We start from the raw sequence: 21,924 nt of genomic DNA, 5'->3' as shown, positions 1-21,924 counted from the left end.
CCAAAGGCCGGGCGTTCTTTTAATTTACTGAAATATAAAGAGAATTTGGCTCCCGAGGCTGGGATCGAACCAGCGACCATTCGATTAACAGTCGAATGCTCTACCGCTGAGCTACTCGGGAACAAGGCGTTACGCCTTTCGAGGTGGGGCTATAACAAAGCCTCCCCGATTTGCAAGCATCAAGGCCACAAGGATGATCCCGCTGTGGAGCTGCGGAACCGCCCGGCAATGACCTGAAAAAAAGTGGAGGCCTCGCCCGGAATCGAACCGGGGTGCAAGGATTTGCAGTCCTCTGCGTAACCACTCCGCCACGAGGCCATTTGACGGGAGGCAGGCCTCCCGAGCGGCCTCAGCCTATATAGGACGAAAGCGCGGTCGACAACGCTTGTATGCCAATGGCCTTGGCTTGCCTTTTGCCGAACCTTGCCGCAAAAAGCCTGCGCCTTTTGCGCATCATCGAGGAGCGTGATGACCGATTTTGCCAGTCTCCGCCGCCACATGGTCGACGGCCAGGTCCGCCCCGCCGATGTTACCGATATCCGTATTCTGACGGCGATGCTGGAGGTTCCGCGCGAGCGCTTCGTGCCGGATAAGGCTAAGGCGCTGGCTTATCTCGATCAGGATCTCGGCCTTGGCGCTGCGGGCGCGGCGACGCGGCGCCTGATGAAGCCAATGGTGCTGTCGAAGCTCATTCAGGCGCTGTCACTCGAATCGACCGCTCGGGTTCTCATCGTCGGCGCCGCGACCGGATATTCGGCGGCGGTCATCGCCCGCATTGCAGCCGAGGTGGTGGCGCTCGAGCAGGACACGGCGCTTGCCCAGATGGCCCAGTCGGCCTTGGCCGGCCTAAGCAATGTCCAGGTCGTCACCGGACCGCTGGCGCAAGGCTACGCCGCCGCGGCTCCGTACGACGCGATTCTGGTTGAAGGCGCCGTTGAGGAGCTTCCCGATACACTCCGCTCACAGCTCAAGGAGGGCGGTCTTCTGGCCTGTATCCAGGGCAGCTCGCCGGCCAGCAGCGCGATGCTCTATTGCCGCACGGGCAACGAATTGGGCGGACGCCGGATTTTCGATGCCACGGCTTCCTTGCTGCCCGGCTTCGCAAAAGCCCAGCATTTCGCGTTCTAGAGGCGCTTTAGAAGATACCGTGGCGAAAATGCCCCAGCGCCGGCCATTCTTCTGGGGATGACAGCACTGGGGGTTTTAACCGGCTTCCGCAGTGCCTATTGTTCCGGTCGTACCCGGTAAAGCACTGGGGCAAAACGATTCGTGCCGTTGGAGAGCGGCGCTCGTCGGGGGTAAGGTCAGGGTCAGAATGCTGCGTTTTCGAGTGGGGCGGTGGAGCGTTGGTGTGGTGGGGGTCATGGCCGTTATGGCCGGGCCGGCCGCGGCCGATACGTTGGAATCGGCCCTCATGCAAACCTATGTGAACAATCCGACGCTCAATTCGCAGCGCGCTGCCGTGCGTGCGACGGACGAAAACGTGCCGCAGGCCTTGTCGGGCTATCGGCCGAAGATATCCATTACGGCAACCGGCGGTCAGCAGTCGGTCGGTTCGGTGACCAAGGTTACGACGACGACACCGGCCACCTATTCGACATTGACCGGTTACAACTCCCCGGTCAGCCTCGGCACCACGGTTTCGCAAACGCTGTTCAACGGTTTCCAGACGGCGAACCGCACACGGCAGGCCGAGGCGCAGGTTCTCGCTGCGCGCGAAACCTTACGCTCGACGGAGCAGACGGTGCTCCTGAACGCGGCCACCGCCTATATGAACCTGCTGCGCGATACGGCGATTCTCGACCTGCAGCGGCGCAACGTCGAGGTGCTGCAGGAGCAACTGCGGCAGACGCGTGATCGCTTCAATGTCGGTGAGGTGACGCGCACCGACGTGGCGCAGTCCGAAGCCTCGCTGGCGTCGGGCCGTTCATCGGTGCTGACCGCTGAATCGAACTACAAGACGTCGGCCGCCGTTTATCGGCAGGTCATCGGCATCGAGCCCGGCAAGCTATCGGCGGCTTCGCCTGTCGATCGTTTTTCGCCGAACAGTCTGGCGGCTGCGGTCTCGACCGGCAGCGCCATTCATCCGTCGATCACCAGCGCGCAATTCAATATCGATGTCGCGCAGCAGGCGGTGAAGGTGGCCGAAGGCGCGCTCTATCCGACGGTGTCGGTGCAGGGCAACTTCACCAAGAACTATCTGGCGGCCGGCAACCTTACCACCATGGAAAGCTACAACGCATCGGTGCTCGGAACCCTCAGCGTGCCGATTTACCAGGGCGGTTCGGAGTATTCCTTGATCCGCCAGAGCAAGGAAACACTCGGTCAGCGCCGCATCGACATGGACACCGCGCGCGATCAGGTGCGCCAGGGCATCGTGCAGGCCTGGGGTCAGCTCGACGCCGCCAAGGGCAACATCGAGGCGACGACGGCGCAGGTTCAGTCGTCGGAAATCGCGCTTAACGGTGTCCGTGAAGAGGCTCGCGTCGGCCAGCGCACGACGCTCGATGTGTTGAACGCGCAGCAGGCGCTGGTGAATGCCCGCGTGTCGCTGGTGTCGGCGCAGCGCGACCGCGTCGTCGCGTCCTACAGCCTGCTGGCCGCGGTCGGCCGGCTGTCGCCGCAGGTGCTCGGCCTGCATGTGCCGGTGTACAAGGCTGAGGTTCATTACGAACAGGTCCGCGACAGCTGGGCCGGTGTTCGTACGCCCGACGGCAAGTAAATACGGCAAGTGAGTACTCCGGCGCTGCCCCCGTGAGGGCGGCGCCGAGGAACCTCACGCCTCCCTGCAATCCCTTGTGTCCACAGTTGATTGTCCTGGCGAGCTTTTCTCGCTGCCTCGCACCGTCGCGGTGTCGTATAAACGAAAGATACTGACGATTCGGCGCCGCATCGCGGCTGCGCGGTGACGTGTCAGCATCTCTCGTCTGCAAGGACGGTGTTCGGGGTCACGTAATGAACCAACCGGCCAAGGCTCAAGAGCCTTCGATGGAGGAAATTCTCGCCTCCATCCGGCGTATCATTGCGGATGAGGACACGGGCAAGGCCGCCAAGCCAGCCGCTGCCCCGCCTGCGCCTCCACCGCCAAAGCCGGCACCCGCGCCGCCGCCCGTCGCGGTCAAGCCGCCGCCACCGCCGCCGCCGAAGCCGACCAACAATCAGGCCGATGTCGATGCCATGCTCGCCAGCATGGACGCCGCGCCGAAGCCGGCACCGAAACCACCTGAAGCCGTGACGCCGCCGCCCGCGCCACCTCCCGCGCCGCCGGTTGCCGACGTTCTCGACCTCACGGAAGCAATGGCGGCGCCCCCGCCAGCGGCGCCTGCGCAGAGCTTCCGGCGCATCGATGCCGCGTCCGATGTGGTCTTCGCCGAAGGTTCGTCCGAGCCGACAGAGCCGTCGCCCGTACCGCCGGCGCCGGCCTTCGATCGCGGCCTGATGTCGAGCGCGACGCGCTCCGCGGTCGATAACGCGTTCCATTCGCTGGCCAACACCGTGCTCGGCAACAACGCCCGCACGCTCGAGGACCTGGTGAAGGAAATGTTGCGGCCGATGCTCAAGAGCTGGCTCGACGACAACTTGCCGGGCCTGGTCGAGCGCATCGTGCGCGCCGAGATCGAGCGCGTGTCGCGCGGCGGCCGCTGAGCCGCCGTCAGCCGGCGAGCGCCTTGTGGCGCTTGATCTGCGCCGCAATCCACAACGCGAGCACCGGCCACGTCACCGCGGCGACGACGAACAGTTGCATCATGCCGGCGTGATCGACGATGAAGGCGCCGGTGGCGACGCCGACGCTTTGACCGATGAACAGCGCCGATGAAAAACCCGCCATCGCCGTGCCGCGCGCCGCCGGCAGCATTTGCGTGGCGTTGGTCTGCAACGTGTTGTGCAGCAGGTAGTAGCCGAAGCCGAGCATTAGGCAGGCCACCGGCGCCAGATACCAGACCGGCGAAGCCGCCAGTGCGATGAAGCCGAGTGCGACGACGGCGCCCCCCGCCAGCACCATTTCGCTTTCGCTGAAGCGGCGCACGATGCGGTGCACCAGCAAGGCATAGCCGATGCTGCCGGCGCCGAAACCGGCGGCGATGAAGCCGATCGATGAGAAACTCAGATCGAAATATTGATGAAGGCTGGCCGCTACATAGGTGAAGCCGCCGAAGAAGATGCCGCCCTCGATGAACACGGCGATCAGCAGGAAGCGCGACCAGCGATCGGCGAGCAACTGGCGATAGGTCGGAATCATCTTCGGCCGCGCGCCGCCGGCATGCGCGATCGGCTTTGCCCAGGGATTGCTGCGCAACTGGCTGGCGAGCGCAATGGCGGCACAGCCGAAGATGACCGCCAGCACGATGAAGGCGGAGCGCCAGCCGAAGTGGTCGCCGAAGATGCCGCCGATGAGCTGGCCGACCACCATGCCGGCCATCTGTCCGGCGAGGAAACGCGCCAGCGCCGTCTGGCGCCGCTCATAGGGCACGACGTCGCCGACATAGGCCATGCCGAGTGGCACGATGATGGCGGCGCCGGGCGCCGCGAACAGGCGGGCCAGCGTTAGCTGCGGAACCGACTGCGCCGCCGCGCAGAGCAGCACCAGCATGAAAGAGACCGCGCAGGCCAGCGCCACCGCCTGGCATTTGCCGAGCCGGTCGCCGATGGCGCCGGAGAAGGCCTGCATCACGCCGTAAGGAATGGCGTAGGCCGTCACGATGGAAGAGGCGGCGCCCAGGGTGGTGTCGAAATCGAGGGCCACCTGCGGCAAAAGCTGATCGGAGACGCGGAGCGAAGCGCCGCTGGCGAAGGCCGCCATCGCCATCAGGAACAGCATGCGCGTCAGCGCACGGTCGGTCGGGGCGGGCGTCGGGGCGGACACGTTGACTCCGGCGGGCGGGGTAGGCTTTCTACCCGGGACAGGCGGGCGGGACCTGAAGATTCTGCGCTCCGTCCTCTGGCCGGAAACGGCTGTCTTATCAAGCGCCTCTACTGCAAAGCGGCCCCGCGAAAAGAACCTTTTAAATGATCGACAAGACCTACCAGCCCTCCGAGGTCGAGGGCCGTATCGCCAAGTCCTGGGAACAAGCGGGCGCCTTCAAGGCCGGCCGGCCCGAGCGCGCGGGCGCCGAGACCTACGCCATTGTCATTCCGCCGCCGAACGTCACCGGCTCGCTGCACATGGGTCACGCGCTCAACAACACGTTGCAGGATGTACTGTGCCGGTTCGAGCGCATGCGCGGCAAGGACGTGCTGTGGCAGCCGGGCACCGACCATGCCGGCATCGCGACGCAGATGGTGGTCGAGCGCCAGATGATGGAGCGGCAGGAGCCCTCCCGTCGAGAGATCGGCCGCGACAAGTTCCTCGAGAAGGTCTGGGCCTGGAAGGCGGAGTCGGGCGGCACCATCGTCAATCAGCTCAAGCGCCTCGGTGCGTCCTGCGACTGGTCGCGCGAACGTTTCACCATGGATGAGGGCCTGTCGAAGGCCGTTCTTAAAGTTTTTGTGGAGCTTTATCGCGAAGGCCTGATCTATAAAGACAAGCGGCTAGTCAATTGGGATCCCAAGCTTTTGACCGCGATCTCGGATCTCGAGGTCGTGCCGGTCGAGACCAAGGGCTCGCTCTGGCATCTGCGTTATCCGCTCGAAGGCAAGACCTTCAATCCGGAAGATCCTTCGACTTTTATCGTCGTCGCGACGACGCGTCCGGAGACGATGCTGGGCGACAGCGGCGTCGCGGTGCATCCGGACGACGAGCGCTACAAGGCGCTGGTCGGCAAACACGTCATCCTGCCGCTGGTCGGGCGCAAGATTCCGATCGTCGCCGACGAATACTCCGATCCCGAGAAGGGCTCCGGCGCGGTGAAGATCACGCCGGCGCACGACTTCAACGACTTCGAGGTCGGCAAGCGGCACAATCTGGCGCAGATCAACATTTTCAGCGTCGAGGCCAAGCTGGCGTTGCAGGGCAACGAGGCCTTCATCGCCGGCGTGCCGTCGTCGGCCGATCTCGACGCCACGCTCGCCATGCACGGCATGGATCGTTTCGCCGCGCGCAAGGCGCTCGTCGCCCGCCTCGAGGAAATGGGCCTCGTCGAGAAGATCGAGCCGCATGGCCTGTCGGTGCCGCATGGGGACCGCTCCAACGTCGTCATCGAGCCGTTCCTGACCGACCAGTGGTATGTCAACGCCCATGAATTGGCGAAGCCGGCGATCGCCGCAGTGCGCGACGGCCGCACCACCTTCGTGCCGAAGAACTGGGAAGCGACCTATTTCAACTGGATGGAAAACATCCAGCCGTGGTGCATCTCGCGCCAGCTCTGGTGGGGACACCAGATCCCGGCCTGGTATGGGCCGGACGGCAAGGTGTTCGTCGCGGAGGCGGAAGCCGACGCCCAGACCGAAGCCGACAAGCATTACGGCACCAAGACTGTGCTGAAGCGCGACGAAGACGTCCTCGACACCTGGTTCTCGTCGGCGCTGTGGCCGTTCTCGACGCTTGGCTGGCCTGACAGGACCAAGGAGCTCGCGCGTTTCTACCCGACCAACACTTTGGTCACCGGCTTCGACATCATCTTCTTCTGGGTCGCCCGCATGATGATGATGGGCCTGCACTTCATGAAGGACGAGAAGGGGAGCCCGCAAATCCCCTTCAAGGACATCTACATCCACCGCCTGGTGCGCGATGCCTCCGGCGCCAAGATGTCGAAGTCCAAGGGCAACGTCGTCGATCCGCTCGGCATCATCGACGAATTCGGCGCCGACGCGCTACGCTTCACGCTGATGCGTAACGTCGCGCCGTCGCACGACATCCGCCTCGGCCCGCAGGATGTCGAGAACAACCGCAACTTCGCCACCAAGCTGTGGAACGCGGCGCGCTTCGTCGAATTCAACGGCGCCGCGCGCGCCGCCGGTTTCGATCCCAAGAGCGCGAAAGAGGTGCTCAATCGCTGGATCGCGCACGAGACGCAGAAGGCCCTTACCGAGGTCACCGCCGCGCTCGGCGAATTCAAGTTCGCCGAAGCCGCTGCTGCCGCCTATCGCTTTGTCTGGAACGTCTATTGCGACTGGTACGTCGAGCTATCGAAGCCGCTGCTCACGGGCGCGGACGGAGCCGCCAAGGACGAGACCCGCGCCATGGCGGCGTGGGTGCTCGACGAAATCCTCAAGATGCTGCATCCGTTCATGCCCTTCATCACCGAAGAGCTGTGGCGGGTAACGGCCGAGCAGGGGCCGAAGCGGGACACGCTGCTGGCGCTGGCGCCGTGGCCGACTCTTGAGGGCCTGAGCGACGACAAGGCCGAGGCCGAGATCGGCTGGGTGATCGACCTCATCACGGCGATCCGCTCGATCCGCGCCGAGATGAACATCAACGTCAACATCCCGCTGGTGCTCGCCGGCGTGCCGGCGGAAACGCAGGCGCGTGCCGAGCGCTGGGCCGAGTTCATCAAGCGGCTGGCGCGCGTTTCGGACATTTCGTCGGCCGCGAGCCCGCCGCAGGGCTCGGCGCAACTCGTGGTGCGCGGCGATCTGGTGGCGCTGCCGCTGGTCGGCGTCATCGACATCGACGCCGAGCGGGCGCGTCTCGCCAAGGAGATGAAGAAGGCCGAGGACGATATCGATCGCGTCGAGAAGAAGCTCGGCAATCCGAAATTTGTCGAGCGCGCGGACGCCGAAGTCGTCGAGGAGGAAAAGGCCAAACGCGAGGAAGCGCTGGCCCGCAAGGCCAAGATCGCCGAGGCGATCGATCGGCTCAAGGGGGCGGCATAGCTCGGGCCGGCGCAGCCAACAAAAACGCGCGCCGACCTCTTTTTGACCCTAAAGCGCTGCTGAGATCACCGGCATGAGAGTGTTCTTCGCTGGCGCAGGCGGCGCGATCGGGCGGCGTCTTACGCCGTTGCTGCTCGCCGTCGGCCACACGGTCGTCGGGACCACGCGCTCGGCCGACAAGGCCGAGGCCATCATCAAGCTCGGCGCCCAGCCGGTCGTGGTCGATGTCTTCGACGCGGCGGCGCTGACGGCTGCCGTCGCGGCGGCACGGCCCGACGCCATCATCCATCAACTCACCGACCTGGCCTTCGCCCCCGGCACACCGCAATACCAGGAGGGGTTGGCGCGTAACGCGCGCATTCGCGTCGAGGGCACCACTAATCTCGTGGCCGCGGCCAAAGCCGCCGGCGTGACCCGCATGATCGCGCAGAGTGTCGCCTGGCTTTACAAGCCGGGCCCGCGCGCTCGCACCGAGAGCGATCCACTGGCGCCGGCCGAGGGCGCCGCGGCGACGACCATCGACGGCGTTAAGGCTCTCGAGCAGGCGGTGCTGGCAATGCCGGAAGGCGTCGTACTCCGCTATGGCTTCTTTTACGGCCCTGGCACCTGGTCTGCCCGGCCGTCGCGGCCGCCGTCGGTGCATATCGACGGCGCCGCCCAGGCCACCGCGCTGGCGCTGACCAAGGCCAAGCCCGGCATTTACAATGTTGCCGACGACGATCCGGCGCTGTCGAGCGAGAAGGCCCGGCGCGAACTCGGCTTCAAGCCGGACTTCCGCGTCAAGCCCTGAACGGCTTGCTTAAGAACTTCGACCCCTTGAGCCCATAGCGCCACGGCAGTTCGACAGCCTTGGTGATGCCGATGCGTTCGCCTTTGACGATGTCGGGCTCGGCTGCGCGCGCCCGCAATTCGAAGGGCGCCCGGTCAAGCGGCATGGCATTGTGCTTGATGGTGACGCCGAGCGCCTCGCAGAGTTTGCCGGGGCCGGAGCACAGGGCGCGCTCATCTTCCAGGCCGCGCCGTCGCCGCATCGCCGAAAGCCCCGCGGTTGGCTCCAGGGCCCTGATGAGGACGGCGCTGGCGGAGCCTTCGGCCTCGCAGACGAAATTCAGGCACCAGTGGATGCCGTAGGACCGATAGACATAGGCAAAGCCCGGTGGCCCGAACATCACGGCGTTGCGCGGCGTCGGGCCACGGTAGCTGTGCGCGGCCGGGTCGGTGTGGTGATAGGCCTCGACCTCGACGACGACGCCGCCGGCGCCGTTCACCAGGAGCGTCGCGCCGATCAACTCGGGCGCAACCTCGTGCACGGATCTATTGAAGAATTTACGGGTCAGGCGGGGGGGCATTTAACTCTTATGCCTTCGGGAGGCCGGACTTCTGTGACCGGCTTGCAACACTTAAGGAACAATCAAGCTCTGGCAGCCAATGATGGCTCGCCACGCCGCGATTTGGCCATACCCTTCAACCACATCGAAGGCTTCCAAGTTGCGGCGCAAACCGTTGCGGCAATTCTGGAATTCGAGCGCGGCGGACGTCCTCATTTGGGGCGGCCGGTTGGAATTGGAGTTTTGCTTCTGGCGACAAAGCTTGTCGGGCACGCAACCGGCGGCGCTGAAATGGGGCGGGGGCCCGAAAGTACTATGGACGCCAAGACCAATATTAAATCGCGACTTCCTTCCCGGCATGTGACCGAAGGTCCGGCTCGTGCGCCGCATCGTTCGTACTACTACGCGATGGGCCTGACCAAGGAGCAGATCCACCAGCCGTTCGTCGGCGTGGCGAGCTGCTGGAATGAGGCCGCGCCCTGCAACATTTCGCTGATGCGCCAGGCCCAGGCCGCCAAGAAGGGTGTCGCCTCCGCCGGTGGTACGCCGCGCGAATTCTGCACCATCACCGTGACCGACGGTATCGCCATGGGCCATGCCGGCATGTACGCCTCGCTGCCCTCGCGCGACCTCATCGCCGACTCCGTCGAACTGACAATGCGCGGCCACGGCTATGACGCGCTGATCGGTCTCGCCGGCTGCGACAAGTCGCTGCCCGGCATGATGATGGCGATGGTGCGCATGAACGTGCCGTCGATCTTCATCTATGGCGGTTCGATCCTGCCCGGCTCCTGGAAGGGCCAGCCGATCACTGTGCAGGACATGTTCGAAGCGGTCGGCAAGAATTCGGTTGGCGCGCTCTCCGACGAAGACCTCGATGCGATGGAACAGATCGCCTGTCCGTCGGCGGGCGCTTGCGGCGCCCAGTTCACTGCCAACACCATGGCGACGGTGTCGGAGGCCATCGGTCTCGCGCTGCCTTACTCGGCCGGCGCGCCGGCGCCCTACGAAATGCGCGACAAGTTCTGCACCTTGGCCGGCGAAAAGATCATGGAACTGCTGCAGCTCAATCTGCGGCCCCGCGATATCGTCACGCGCAAGGCGCTGGAAAACGCGGCGGCGGTGGTCGCGGCGAGCGGCGGTTCGACCAATGCTGCGCTGCATCTACCCGCCATCGCGCACGAATGTGGCATCGAGTTCACTTTGTTCGACGTCGCCGAAATCTTCAAAAAGACTCCTTATGTCGCAGATTTGAAACCGGGTGGCCGTTATGTCGCCAAAGACATGTTCGAGGTTGGTGGCATACCGTTGTTGATGAAAACCCTGCTGGACAACGGCTTCCTGCACGGCGACTGCATGACTGTGACCGGGCGTACCATTGCCGAGAACCTGAAGTCGGTGAAGTGGAATCCGAACCAGGACGTCGTACGTCCGGCGGACAAGCCGATCACCGCGACGGGCGGCGTTGTCGGCCTCAAGGGCAATCTTGCTCCCCAAGGCGCGATCGTGAAGGTCGCCGGCATGAGCGAACTCAAATTCTCCGGCCCGGCGCGTTGCTTCGACGGCGAAGAAGCCTGTTTCGAAGCCGTGAAGAACAAACAGTACAAGGAAGGCGAAGTTCTCGTCATCCGCTACGAAGGTCCGCGCGGCGGTCCGGGCATGCGCGAAATGCTGTCGACCACGGCAGCGCTCTACGGCCAGGGCATGGGCGGCAAGGTGGCGCTGATCACCGACGGCCGCTTCTCCGGCGCGACGCGCGGCTTCTGCATCGGCCATGTCGGGCCTGAGGCGGCGGTCGGCGGCCCGATCGCGCTCGTCAAGGACGGCGACATCATCACGATCGATGCCGTCAACGGCACCATCGACGTCAAGCTGACGGACGAAGAATTCGTTGCGCGCAAGAAGGACTGGCATCCCCGGGAGAACCACGCGACCTCGGGCTACCTCTGGAAATATGCGCAGCAGGTCGGTCCGGCCGTCGACGGCGCCGTGACGCATCCGGGCGGGGCGGCGGAGAAGGAGTGCTATGCGGACAGCTGACGCATATTTGCGTTTGGCAACGCTCGGTGTCGGCCTGACCCTCGCGGTCGTGGCTGCGCCGGCGCTCGCATTCGACGGCACGAAGTCCGATGACGACGTCGTGGCGGCGGCGCCGCCCGCGCTGAAGTCGATGGACGAGGCGTTCCGTTCCGGCGCGCACTGGCTCAAGACGGGCGACAAGGAAAAGGCGCTGCACTCGCTGGAATATGCGGCTGAGCGCGGTCACGCCGTGGCGCAGTGGAAGCTCGGCCGTATGTATCAGGCCGGCGATGGCGTTGCGCAAGACGATCTCAAGGCTTTCGAATACTTCCGCAGCATCGCCGCCAATCACGCCGACGACAATCCCGACGGGCCGCAATCGCGCTTCGTCGCCTCGGCTTTCGTCGCGCTCGGCCACTACTATCTCGATGGCATTCCGAACACCAAGATAAAGGCGGAGCCTGAGCGCGCGCGGCAGATGTTCGACTACGCCGCATCGTATTTCCGCGACGCCGACGCGCAGTATTATTTGGCGCGGCTCTATCTCAACGGCAACGGTGCGCCGCACGATCCGCGCACCGCGGCGCGTTGGTTCGGGCTGTCGGCGCAGAAGGGCCAGTGCAAGTCGCAGGCTATGCTCGGGGCCATGTTGTTCTCGGGCGATCATGTGCCGCGACAGGCGGCGCGCGGCCTGATGTGGTTGACGCTGGCGCGCGACGCGTCGCGGGCGAGCCCCGATGAGACCTGGGTCGCCAAGCTCTATGACAGCGCCTATGCGCAGTCGACCGAGGACGAGCGCGCGCTGGCGCTCGTGTACCTCAAGCGCTGGATGGAAAGCCGCCGCGAATAGGCTGGCTGGTCTCAGGCGGCCGCCAGACGGTTATAGAGCGAGCGGTAGCTGCCTGCCGATTTTGCCCAATCGTACGACTTGGCCATGGCGCCTTCGCGCATCTTGTTGAGCCGGTTCTTCTGACCGAAGGCGGCAAAGGCCCGGCAGATGCCGCCGAGCAGCGATTCCGACGACGAATCCCGGAACAAGAAACCCGTCTGGCCATCATTGATGGTCTCGGCGAGGCCGCCGGTTTTGCGCCCGATCGGCAGCGAGCCGAGACGCTGCGCGTACATCTGGCTCAGGCCGCAGGGTTCGAACCGCGACGGCATCAAGTAGAAATCACTGCCGGCGAAGATCATGCGCGCTTCGGCATCGTCGAAGCGCAACGCCACCGCCATGTCCTTCGGCCGCTGCTTCTGCGCGTTGCTCAGCGCTTGTTCGATTTCGGGTTCGCCACGGCCCATAATGACGATCTGGCCGCCCGACGCGATGATCGTTTCCGCGGTGGCAAGCACGAGATCGAGACCCTTCTGGTAGACCAGCCGCGCCACGAGCCCGAACAGCGGGCCGCGTGACAGTGCCAGCCCGAACTGCTTGCGGACCTGGTTACTGTTCATGCTGCGGGCGCGCCAATCGCCCGCCTCGAACGGCTGCGTCAGCCCAGGGCAGGTGCGCGGATCCCAGGTGTCGTCGATGCCATTGAGAATGCCGGTCAGTTCCTGGTCGCGCCAGCGCTTGGCCAACAGCCCTTCGAGGCCGCAGCCGAATTCCGGCGTGGTGATCTCGCGGGCGTAGGTTTCGCTCACCGTCGTCAGATGCGAAGCATAGACGAGCCCGCCCTTGAGGAAGGAAACCTTGCCATAGAATTCGAGGCCTTCGATCTGGAAGGCGCTCGAAGGCGCGCCGATGCGGCCGAGCGTGTCGCGGCCGAACAGGCCCTGGTAAGCGAGATTGTGGATCGTCAGCACGGTTGGAAGATGGCTGCCTTGCCAGGCGAGATACGCTGGCACCAAGGCGGTCGGCCAATCGTTGGCGTGTACCAGATCGGCGGACCATTCCTTATCGACGGCGCCGCTCGCTAATTGGGCAGTCGCGAGAGCGAAGCGGGCAAAGCGGACATCGTTGTCCACCCAGTCGCGGCCGCGATCGTCGGTATAGGGGCCGCCTTCACGCTCGAACAGTTCGGGCGACAGCACGACATAGAGCGTGGTGCCGTCGGCCGTCTTGGAGCGGGCAATCGAACAGCCCGGAAGATCGGCAAAGGCTGCACAAGAACCGATCACATCGATCGGCCCTAAGTTCTTTAGCACGCTGCGATAGCCGGGAATGACGATCCGCGTGTCGGCCTTTTGCCGTAGCGCTCGCGGCAACGCGGCGGACACCGCTGCGAGGCCTCCGACTTGGACGAGACCTTCGAGTTCCGGTGTCGCGAAAAGTATACGCAGTGTCATTTGATAAGTTGCCCAAACCCCGCTCGGGATCAGCAACCGTGCACTGCAACATTCGTTCCAGCAGTTGTGAGAATATTTTGAAATCGCGTCAGCGATCGATGTCCAGATCGACATAGACAGGCACGTGATCCGACGGCTTGTCCCAAGAGCGTACATGCTTGTCGATGCCGGCGTCGGTGAGCCGGTCGGCGGCCTGCGGCGACAGCAGCAGATGATCGATGCGGATGCCGTCGTTCTTCTGCCAGGCGCCGGCTTGGTAATCCCAGAAACTGTAAACGCCGCCATCTTCGTTCACCGCACGGATGGCATCGGTGAAGCCGAGATTGACCAGCGCGCGAAACCGCTCGCGGGTTGGCGGCAGGAACAGCGCGTCGTTCACCCAGATTTCCGGCCGCTTGGCGTCGAGCGCCGCCGGGATGACGTTGTAGTCGCCGGCGAGCACCAGCGGCTCCTCGAGCTTGAGACGCTCGCGCGCGAAGGCGATCAGCCGGTCCATCCAACGCAGCTTGTAATCGTACTTCTCGCCGGGAGCAGGATTGCCGTTCGGAAGATACAGGCTGACCACCCGGACGACGCCGGTTTTGGTCGAGACGAGGGCCTCGAGGAAGCGGGCCTGTACATCGGCCTCGTCGCCGATCAGCCCGGGCGCCACCTCGTCGAAGGGCAGTTTGGACAACAGGGCGACGCCGTTAAATGTCTTCTGGCCGTGAACTGCGACATTGTAACCCATGGCCTCGAAGACCTCCCGGGGGAAGGCTTCGTCTTGGCACTTGATCTCCTGCAGGCACACGATGTCCGGCGACCGCTCTTTGAGCCAGGCCTGCAGGCTGTCGAGGCGCTGACGAATCGAGTTGACGTTCCAGGTGGCTATTCGCATTGCGGATGGTTCCGGCGGGTATGTTTTGACCTTCGCCGCGTAAAGAGCACATAAACACGGGCGAAATAAATAGCTTACGGTGTTTACCAGACCGCCGCAGGGAAGTGCCATAACGCGCGTTAATATGATACACAGGCGTCCAATGCGGCGCCAAAGTCCATTATTTTGGGCGGGGATAGACCGAGCAGAGGGAGAGCGGCCGGGGGTGGGGAATTGAAACCCGGTTGGTCGAAGAACGAGAATGACGAAACGCAAATGGCTCTTTGGCGTGGCCGTGCTCGCCCTGATCGGCGTCGCGGTGTTCGCAAGGGGACTCTGGACCGCTGACAAGGGCGACGCCCACGCGCAGGGCGTGCGTGCCCAGGCTGCGCGCCCCGTGCCGGTCGAAATCGGTAAAGCCGAGCGCAAGCAAGTTCCGGTGCGCCTCGACGCGTTGGGAACAGTGACCCCGATCGCCAGTGTCGCGCTTAAAGCGCGTGTTGACACCAATATCACCGGCGTTCATTTCGCCGACGGCGCCCATGTGACTAAGGGCGAGAAGCTGTTCACACTGGACTGCCGCGTCACCGAGGCACTGATCACCGTGACCGAGGGCAACCTCGCGCGCGACAGGGCGCAACTCGCCGGCGCGCAACGCGACGTCCAGCGTTATACCGATCTGGTGGCAAAATCCGCGACGCCGACCGTCAATCTCGACAACGCCAAGACACAGGCGGACGTCTTCACCGCTGCCATCAAGTCGGATCAGGGCACCCTCGACAATCTCAAGGCGCAGCGTTCGTACTGCGACGTCACCGCGCCGATTACCGGGGTGATCAGTGCCGCCAACGTCAAGGTCGGCAATTTCGTGCGCCAGGCTGACACGCAGCCGATGGCGACCATCATCCAGATGGCGCCGGTGTATGTGTCCTTCACCGTGCCGCAAAAGAACCTTCCGGCGCTCCGCGAGGCGATCTCGGCGGGCACCGCCACGGTTCAGGTGCTGATCCCGGGCCAGACCAAGCGCGCCCAAGGTCAGGTCTCGATGATCGAGAACACCGTCGACTCGACGACGGGCATGGCGACGTTGCGCGCGACGATGCCGAACACCGACGAACTTTTGTGGCCGGGCACGCTGGTGACCGCGGAGATGACCTTGCGCAGCGAGGAGGCGGTGGTGGTGCCATCGCCCGCCGTCCAGGTCAGCCAGACGGGCAGCTTTGTCTTCGTCGTTGTCGGTGATGAGGCAAAGGTTCAGCCGGTGAAGGTCGAGCGACAGGTCGGCGATGTGTCGATCATCACCTCTGGGCTCAAGGGCGGCGAAACCGTCGTCACCGATGGTCAACTGCAACTGTCGAACGGCAGCAAGGTCAGTCCGCGTCCCGGCAACAAGCCCGTGGCGCAGAAGGACAAGGCGGAAGCAAGCTGAGCCGGGCGGTCGCCTCATGGCGAACCGGTAAAATCAAAGACAGGGGCGAGCGGGGCGCGATCGTATGAACATCTCCGAAGTCTGTATTCGCCGGCCGGTGCTGACCACGCTGATGATCGCCTCGGTCATCGTGCTCGGCGTCTTCGGATATCGGCTCTTGGCGGTGGCGGCGCTTCCCGCCGTGGACTTCCCGACGATCCGCATCACCGCGACGCTGCCGGGTGCTTCGCCCGAGACGATGGCGGCGTCGGTGGCTTCTCCGATCGAACGCCAGCTATCGACCATCGCCGGCATTTCGTCGATGACTTCGTCATCGTCATCGGGGAATACCTCGATCACGATCCAGTTCGACCTCAATCGCGACATCGATGGCGCCGCGCTTGACGTGCAGACCGCCCTGACCACGGCGCAACGCAAGTTGCCGGTTGAAATGACGACGCCGCCGTCATTCCGCAAGGTCAATCCGGGCGACTTCCCGGTGCTTTACGTGTCGATGCGGTCGGATACGATGCCGCTTTCGGTCATCGACGACTACGCCGAGACTGTATTGGCGCCGCAACTGTCGCAGCTCAGTGGCGTGGCCCAGGTTTCCGTCTACGGCGCGCAGAAATTCGCCGTCCGCGTGCAGGTCGATCCTGCTGCGGCCGCGGCGCGCAACATTTCGCTCGACGATATCCGCACCGTCGTCGCCAAGGCCAACTCAGCCGCGCCGGTCGGCACGCTCGATGGCCCAAATCAGTCGCTGACGCTGCTTGCGACCAGCGCCATGCGCCGCGCCGCCGACTATCGGGAGGTCGTCGTAAAATACGTCAATGGCGCGCCGATCAAGCTCAGTGAGGTGGCGCGCGTCGTCGACAGCGTCGAGAATGACAAGGTCGCGACCTGGTTCAACGACGCCCGCGCCATTGTGCTCGCCATCCAGCGCCAGCCGGACGCCAACACCGTCGAAGTGGTCGATTTGGTCCGTAACGCGCTGGTGACGGCGCGCGCGCAGATCCCACCGTCGATCAGCATGGCGCCGTTGTTCGATCGCTCGATCTCGATCCGCGACGCGGTTCACGACGTGCAGGAGACCCTGGCGATCGCGATTGCGCTGGTCATCATGGTCATCTTCCTGTTCCTGCGCAAAGTGTCGGCTACCATCATCCCGGCGCTCGCCGTGCCGATCTCGCTGGTCGGCACCTGCGCCGCGATGTATCTGTTCGGCTTCTCCATCAACAACATGACGCTGCTGGCGCTGACCCTGTCGGTCGGCTTCGTGGTCGACGACGCCATCGTCATGCTGGAGAACATCGTCCGCCATATCGAAGGCGGGATGCGGCCATTCGAGGCGGCGCTCAAGGGCGCGCGCGAAATCGGCTTCACCATCGTCTCGATTACCTTCTCGCTGATCGCCGTTTTCATTCCGGTTCTGTTGATGGGCGGCATGGTCGGGCGGGTGTTCCGCGAGTTTGCGGTGACGGTGTCGGTCGCGATCATCGTGTCCGGCTTCGTGTCGCTGACGCTGACGCCGATGCTGTGCGCCCGTGTTCTCCGGGGCCATCGTCCCGGTGAGGAAGAGAAGCTGAACGTCGTGCTGCGTTCATTTGAGTACGCCTTCAACAGCGTGCTACGCTTCTACGAGTGGTCGCTCGATCGCGTTCTGGCCTACAAGCAGATCATGCTCGGCGTGACGTTCCTGACGATCATCGCCACGATCTGGCTCTACATCATCGTGCCCAAGGGCTTCTTCCCCATCGAGGACACCGGCTATCTCAGCGGTATCACCGAGGCGCGCAGCGATATCTCCTATGCTTCGATGGTCGAGCATCAGCGCCAGGTGGCTGAGATCATCCGCAAGGATCCGGCGGTCGATTACGTCAACTCCACCGTCGGCAACGGCGGTCCCAATGGGCTGCTCAACAGCGGTCGCATGCTGGTGGCGCTGAAGCCGCGCAGCGAGCGCGACAGTGCGCAGACCATCATCGCGCGGATGCGGCGCAACGCCGGCCAGGTCGTCGGCATGCAGTTGTTCCTGCAGCCGATCCAGAACATCAATCTGGGCGGCCGACCGTCGAAGAGCCAATACCAGTACACGATGCAGTCGAACGACACCGACACGCTGTACAAGCTGGCGCCGGAAATGCGGGACAAGATCGCCACCATCCAGGGGCTGCTCGATGTCACCACGGATCTTTACGTCAAGAATCCGCAGGTCACCGTCGAGGTCGACCGCGAGAAGGCGGGCGTCTACGGCTTCACGATCGATCAGATCCGCCAGGAACTCTACAACGCCTTCGGCACGCGCCAGGTCGCGACGATCTACACGCCGGCCAACGACTACCAGGTCATCCTGGAAAGCCTGCCCGAGTACCAGACCGGCGCTAACGACCTCGACCGCATCTTCCTGAAGACCTCGAGCGGCACGTCGGTGCCGTTGTCGGCGGTGACGCGTTTCACGCCCACCGTCGGTCCGCTGCAGGTCAATCATCAGGGCCAGCAGCCGGCGGTAACGATCTCGTTCAACCTGCAACCGGGCACCTCGCTGGGCCAAGCGGTCGACGCAATCCAGAAGCTGGAGCGCGACGAGCGTCTGCCGGCTTCGATCACCACCGGCTTCCAGGGCACCGCCCAGGTGTTTCAGGACTCGCTGCGCGGGCAGGGCGTGCTCATCCTCGCGGCGATCTTCGCGGCCTACGTCGTGCTCGGCATCCTCTATGAAAGCTTCATCCACCCGATCACGATCATTTCCGGCCTGCCGTCGGCGGGCATCGGCGCCATTCTGACTCTGCTTTTGTTCAAGATGGACCTGTCGGTCATCGCCATGATTGGCATCGTCATGCTGGTCGGCATCGTGAAGAAGAACGCGATCATGATGATCGACTTCGCCATCGAGCGCCGCCGTGTCGGCCTGTCGGCCGAGGCCGCGATCCGCGAAGCCGCATCCTTGCGTTTCCGGCCGATCATGATGACCACCTTCGCCGCGATCTTCGGCACCTTGCCGATCGCGCTCGGCACCGGTGCCGGCGCCGAACTGCGCCAGCCGCTCGGCGTTGCCGTGGTCGGCGGCCTGTGCGTGTCGCAATTGCTCACGCTCTACATTACGCCGGTGATCTACCTCTATCTGGACCGCTTCGACCGCATGCTGAAGCGTCGCCTCGAGCCGCAGCTCGAGGAGGTGTCCGAGGCACCGGCGCAGGTCGCAGCGGAATAAGGAGCCGGTCGGGCGTTAAACGCCCGCCGCGCCGTCATCCAGTCTTCGTCATTCGAAAGGGGACGCCAAGGCTCTCCTTGCGCGGCCGCGGCTATGCGGTTCCGGTCGCCAATTTGATGCTATGCTGCCCCCGGCGCCGCGACCTCTTGCCCGGGAGATGACATGGAATCCTTGATCTTTCTGATCGCTTTGGTGGTGCTCACGCTCGCCGTCATTGCCGCCGGCGTGAAGACCGTGCCGCAGGGATACCAATGGACGGTCGAGCGGTTCGGCCGCTACCGCACCACCTTGCTGCCGGGGCTCAACCTGATCGTTCCGTTCATCGATGCAATCGGTCGCAAGATCAACGTGCAGGAAACCGTGCTCGAGATTCCGAGTCAGTCGGTTATCACCAAGGACAACGCCTCGGTGACGGTCGACGGTATCGTGTTCTATCAGGTACTGCAGGCGGCCAAAGCTGCCTATGAAGTGCAGAATTTGCAGGGCGCGGTCGAAAACATGGCGCTCACCAATATCCGTACCGCGATCGGCGCGCTTGATCTCGACGAGACCTTGTCAAAACGCGACGAGATCAACGACCGTCTGCTTCATGTGCTCGACGCCGCCACGCAGCCCTGGGGCGTCAAGATTACGCGCGTCGAACTCAAGGACATCAGCCCACCGGCCAACGTCGTGGCTTCGATGGCCATGCAGCTCACCGCCGAGCGCGAGCGCCGCGCCGCCATTCTGACCGCCGAGGGCATCAAGCAGGCCGCCATCCTGAAAGCCGAAGGCGAGAAGCAGTCGCAGATTCTCGCCGCCGAAGGCCGTCTCGTCGCCGCCAACCGCGATGCCGAGGCGCGCGAGCGCCTTGCCAATGCCGAGGCCGAGGCGACGCGCGCGGTGTCCAAGGCGGTCGAGGATGGCAGCGTGCAGGCGCTCAATTATTTCGTGGCGCAGAAGTACGTCGATGCCCTCAACCAGCTTGGCCACTCGCCCAATGTGCGCCTGATGCTGATGCCCATGGAAATGTCGAGCGTCGTCGGTGCCATCGCGGGCATCGCCGAACTCACCAAGGGCGCCGTGACCGGTGAGGCGAAATGATGTGGCCGGCGACAGTGACGCCATGGGCCTGGGCCGTTGCGGCCGTGATCATCGCGTTCCTCGAACTGCCGGTGCCCGGCAGCTATCTGATCTGGATTGCCTGTGCCGCCGGTCTGACTGCGCTCGCCGGCTTCGTCATCGGCTGGTCGCTGTCGGCGCAACTGACGTTCTTCGTCGTCGCCTGCATCGGCACCTTTATCGCCGGTTATTTCGTCTATCGCCAGCTCGATCAGCGCGGCAGGGAGACTGAACCAGTCAACCGCCGCGATATCAATCTTGTCGGCGCGTCGGCGACCGCGACGGAGGCCTTCGCCAACGGGCAGGGCCGGGTCCGGCTCGGTGACTCGCTCTGGCTCGCGGAGTGTGCGGAAGATCTGGCGGCGGGCACGCCCGTTGTCGTCAGGGCGGTCAAGGGCACGACCCTGATCGTCGCCCGCAGGGCCCACGCGGCTTGAGCGGCAAGGCCACAACCGGTTTAGTTGTGGCACAGTCCTTGCTGGAAATGACGTTCAACGCTTTTTTCTAGGAGAGGTTTCCATGCGTCGCAATCGTGCTTTGCTGTTTGCCCTATCGCTGGTCGTCTCATCGACCGTTGGGTCCGGCGCGCGGGCGGCAGACTGGCCGGCGCATCCGGTCCGCGTCATCATCCCGTTCGGCGCCGGCAGCGCCACCGACATCATCCCGCGCATCGTGTTCGACCAGGTCAGCCGCGATCTCGGCCAGCAGTTCATCATCGAGAACCGCGGCGGCGCCGGCGGCACCATCGGCGAGGCGGCGGTCGCCAAGGCCGATGCCGACGGCTACACCTTCCTCGCAGCGTCGTCGGCGCATGCCATCGCGCCGGCGCTGTATCCGAAGCTGAGCTATTCGCCCAAGGATGACTTCGCCGCCGTTGGCATCATCGGCAACGTGCCGAGCGTGATGATCATCTCGCCGTCAAAGGGCATCAAGACGATCCAGGAGTTCGTCGCTCAGGCCAAGGCCAACCCGAACAAGTTCACTTTCGCCACGCTCGGCATCGGCTCCGCCGTGCATCTGGCGGCGGAACGCTTCCGCCTCAGCGCCGGCTACGAGGCCATCAATGTGCCGTTCAAGGGCGGCGCCGAAGCGCTCACCGAAGTAATCGCCGGCCGTGTCGATTACTATTTCTGCCCGATCGCCACAGCGCTGCCTTACATCAAGGAGGGCAAGTTGCTCGGCCTCACGGTGTCGAGCCCGACGCGCGCCAGCCTGCTCCCCGAAATCCCGACGACCGAGGAGGCCGGCTACAAGGACAGCGCCAGCCCCTTCTGGATCGGCGTGTTCGCCCTGACCAAGACCGACAAGGCAATCGTCGAGAAGCTGAATGCGGCGCTGGCCAAGGCGGTGACCAATCCGGAGGTGAAGGCCAAGCTCGCCAAGATCGGCGCCGATACGCCGCCGATGTCTGCCGACGCCTTCGAGAAGCAGGTGCAGGCGGACTTCGCCACCTATGCCGACTTTGCCAAGAAGACCGGCATGACGCTGAACTGAGGCGCGAGAAACCGTGGCTCCTTGGGCGGGGCCGCGGCTGCACTCGTACGGGCGTCTGGCTAAAGCGAAAAGCTGGTGCCGCAGCCGCAGGACGCGGTGGCGTTCGGGTTCTTGACCTTGAACGAGGCGCCGATCAGGTCATCGACGAAATCGATCTCGGAGCCGGCCATGTATTCGACCGACATCGGGTCGATCAGAACGGTCGCGCCGTCACGGTTGATGACGATGTCGTCGCCCGCCTTTTCGCGCTCCATGTCGAACTTGTACTGGAAGCCGGAACAGCCGCCGCCCTCGACGCTGACACGGAGCATGGTGCCGGCCGGCTCGTTCTTCAGGATTTCGCCGATGCGGCGGGCCGCCCGTTCGCTGACGGTGACGCTGGCGTCCATTGTCGTTGCGTCCATGGCAGTCCTCTACGGCGTTGCGTTACGCTTGCTTGGATAGTTAAGTGCGCCGGGCTGTGACGTCA

Annotated in this window: 17 protein-coding genes and 2 tRNA genes; 12 read left to right on the top strand and 7 right to left on the bottom strand. The window is 64.1% G+C overall.

Translation table 11 applies throughout. The features are described from left to right. Positions 1–46: 46 nt before the first annotated feature. Both ASD45_RS10275 and ASD45_RS10270 read right to left on the bottom strand, forming a co-directional pair. A tRNA-Asn gene (locus ASD45_RS10275) sits at positions 47–121 on the bottom strand. A gap of 123 nt (positions 122–244) precedes the next feature. After that, positions 245–318, bottom strand: a tRNA-Cys gene (locus ASD45_RS10270). A 150-nt stretch (positions 319–468) separates the two neighbouring features. Between ASD45_RS10270 and ASD45_RS10265 the strand changes: the two genes are divergently transcribed. The 3 genes from ASD45_RS10265 (at position 469) to ASD45_RS10255 (ending at position 3,645) form a co-directional block, all read left to right on the top strand. Beyond that, a complete protein-coding gene (locus tag ASD45_RS10265) occupies positions 469–1,128 on the top strand; it encodes a protein-L-isoaspartate O-methyltransferase (protein ID WP_056911395.1) in 660 nt (219 codons plus the stop codon). A gap of 235 nt (positions 1,129–1,363) precedes the next feature. Then, positions 1,364–2,722, top strand: a complete 1,359-nt coding sequence (locus ASD45_RS10260) for a TolC family outer membrane protein (RefSeq protein ID WP_244485279.1) — start codon at positions 1,364–1,366, stop codon at positions 2,720–2,722. Between the two features lie 233 nt (positions 2,723–2,955). Continuing rightward, positions 2,956–3,645, top strand: coding sequence for a DUF2497 domain-containing protein (locus ASD45_RS10255; protein ID WP_056911393.1), 690 nt, complete (start codon positions 2,956–2,958; stop codon positions 3,643–3,645). A 7-nt stretch (positions 3,646–3,652) separates the two neighbouring features. Here ASD45_RS10255 and ASD45_RS10250 read toward each other — a convergent pair whose 3' ends face one another. Further along, positions 3,653–4,864, bottom strand: coding sequence for an MFS transporter (locus tag ASD45_RS10250; RefSeq protein ID WP_056911392.1), 1,212 nt, complete (start codon positions 4,862–4,864; stop codon positions 3,653–3,655). Between the two features lie 143 nt (positions 4,865–5,007). Between ASD45_RS10250 and ASD45_RS10245 the strand changes: the two genes are divergently transcribed. Both ASD45_RS10245 and ASD45_RS10240 read left to right on the top strand, forming a co-directional pair. Next, complete coding sequence (locus ASD45_RS10245; protein WP_056911391.1) at positions 5,008–7,752, top strand: valine--tRNA ligase; 2,745 nt, start codon at positions 5,008–5,010, stop codon at positions 7,750–7,752. A 73-nt stretch (positions 7,753–7,825) separates the two neighbouring features. Next, positions 7,826–8,542 (top strand): NAD(P)-dependent oxidoreductase, encoded by a 717-nt coding sequence (locus tag ASD45_RS10240; protein WP_056911390.1) that lies wholly within the window; start codon positions 7,826–7,828, stop codon positions 8,540–8,542. Here the strand turns inward: ASD45_RS10240 and ASD45_RS10235 are convergent. Beyond that, complete coding sequence (locus ASD45_RS10235) at positions 8,532–9,101, bottom strand: DNA-3-methyladenine glycosylase (RefSeq protein ID WP_056911389.1); 570 nt, start codon at positions 9,099–9,101, stop codon at positions 8,532–8,534. The genes ASD45_RS10240 and ASD45_RS10235 overlap by 11 nt on opposite strands. Before the next feature lie 294 nt (positions 9,102–9,395). Here ASD45_RS10235 and ilvD point away from each other — a divergent pair, with 294 nt between their 5' ends. Both ilvD and ASD45_RS10225 read left to right on the top strand, forming a co-directional pair. Next, entirely contained in the window at positions 9,396–11,120 is a 1,725-nt protein-coding gene (gene ilvD, locus ASD45_RS10230) for a dihydroxy-acid dehydratase (RefSeq protein WP_056911388.1), read from the top strand. After that, complete coding sequence (locus ASD45_RS10225) at positions 11,107–11,949, top strand: tetratricopeptide repeat protein (RefSeq protein ID WP_056911387.1); 843 nt, start codon at positions 11,107–11,109, stop codon at positions 11,947–11,949. Before ilvD ends, ASD45_RS10225 begins: the two co-directional genes overlap by 14 nt. Positions 11,950–11,960: 11 nt before the next feature. On the opposite strand, the gene glgA is transcribed toward ASD45_RS10225, so the two are convergent. Then, positions 11,961–13,382, bottom strand: coding sequence for a glycogen synthase GlgA (glgA, locus tag ASD45_RS10220; RefSeq protein WP_082540764.1), 1,422 nt, complete (start codon positions 13,380–13,382; stop codon positions 11,961–11,963). Positions 13,383–13,470: 88 nt separating this feature from the next. After that, a complete protein-coding gene (gene xth / locus ASD45_RS10215; protein WP_056911386.1) occupies positions 13,471–14,259 on the bottom strand; it encodes an exodeoxyribonuclease III in 789 nt (262 codons plus the stop codon). A gap of 241 nt (positions 14,260–14,500) precedes the next feature. Between xth and ASD45_RS10210 the strand changes: the two genes are divergently transcribed. From ASD45_RS10210 to ASD45_RS10190, 5 genes are all read left to right on the top strand, one after another. Beyond that, positions 14,501–15,667: an efflux RND transporter periplasmic adaptor subunit gene (locus ASD45_RS10210; protein WP_056911385.1), complete on the top strand. Its 1,167-nt coding sequence runs from the start codon at positions 14,501–14,503 to the stop codon at positions 15,665–15,667. A 64-nt stretch (positions 15,668–15,731) separates the two neighbouring features. Beyond that, positions 15,732–18,860, top strand: a complete 3,129-nt coding sequence (locus ASD45_RS10205) for an efflux RND transporter permease subunit (RefSeq protein ID WP_056911384.1) — start codon at positions 15,732–15,734, stop codon at positions 18,858–18,860. 162 nt (positions 18,861–19,022) lie between these two features. Further along, positions 19,023–19,943, top strand: a complete 921-nt coding sequence (locus ASD45_RS10200) for an SPFH domain-containing protein (RefSeq protein WP_200949656.1) — start codon at positions 19,023–19,025, stop codon at positions 19,941–19,943. Continuing rightward, entirely contained in the window at positions 19,940–20,398 is a 459-nt protein-coding gene (locus tag ASD45_RS10195) for an NfeD family protein (protein WP_082540763.1), read from the top strand. Before ASD45_RS10200 ends, ASD45_RS10195 begins: the two co-directional genes overlap by 4 nt. 82 nt (positions 20,399–20,480) lie before the next feature. Next, a complete protein-coding gene (locus ASD45_RS10190; protein WP_056911382.1) occupies positions 20,481–21,455 on the top strand; it encodes a tripartite tricarboxylate transporter substrate binding protein in 975 nt (324 codons plus the stop codon). A 59-nt stretch (positions 21,456–21,514) separates the two neighbouring features. Here the strand turns inward: ASD45_RS10190 and erpA are convergent, their stop codons facing one another. Beyond that, complete coding sequence (gene erpA / locus ASD45_RS10185; RefSeq protein ID WP_056911381.1) at positions 21,515–21,859, bottom strand: iron-sulfur cluster insertion protein ErpA; 345 nt, start codon at positions 21,857–21,859, stop codon at positions 21,515–21,517. Positions 21,860–21,924: the final 65 nt, after the last annotated feature.

Source organism: Pseudolabrys sp. Root1462, from assembly GCF_001426945.1.
Classification (GTDB): Bacteria; Pseudomonadota; Alphaproteobacteria; order Rhizobiales; family Xanthobacteraceae; genus Pseudolabrys.
This window is presented reverse-complemented; position numbering and strand designations above follow the sequence as displayed.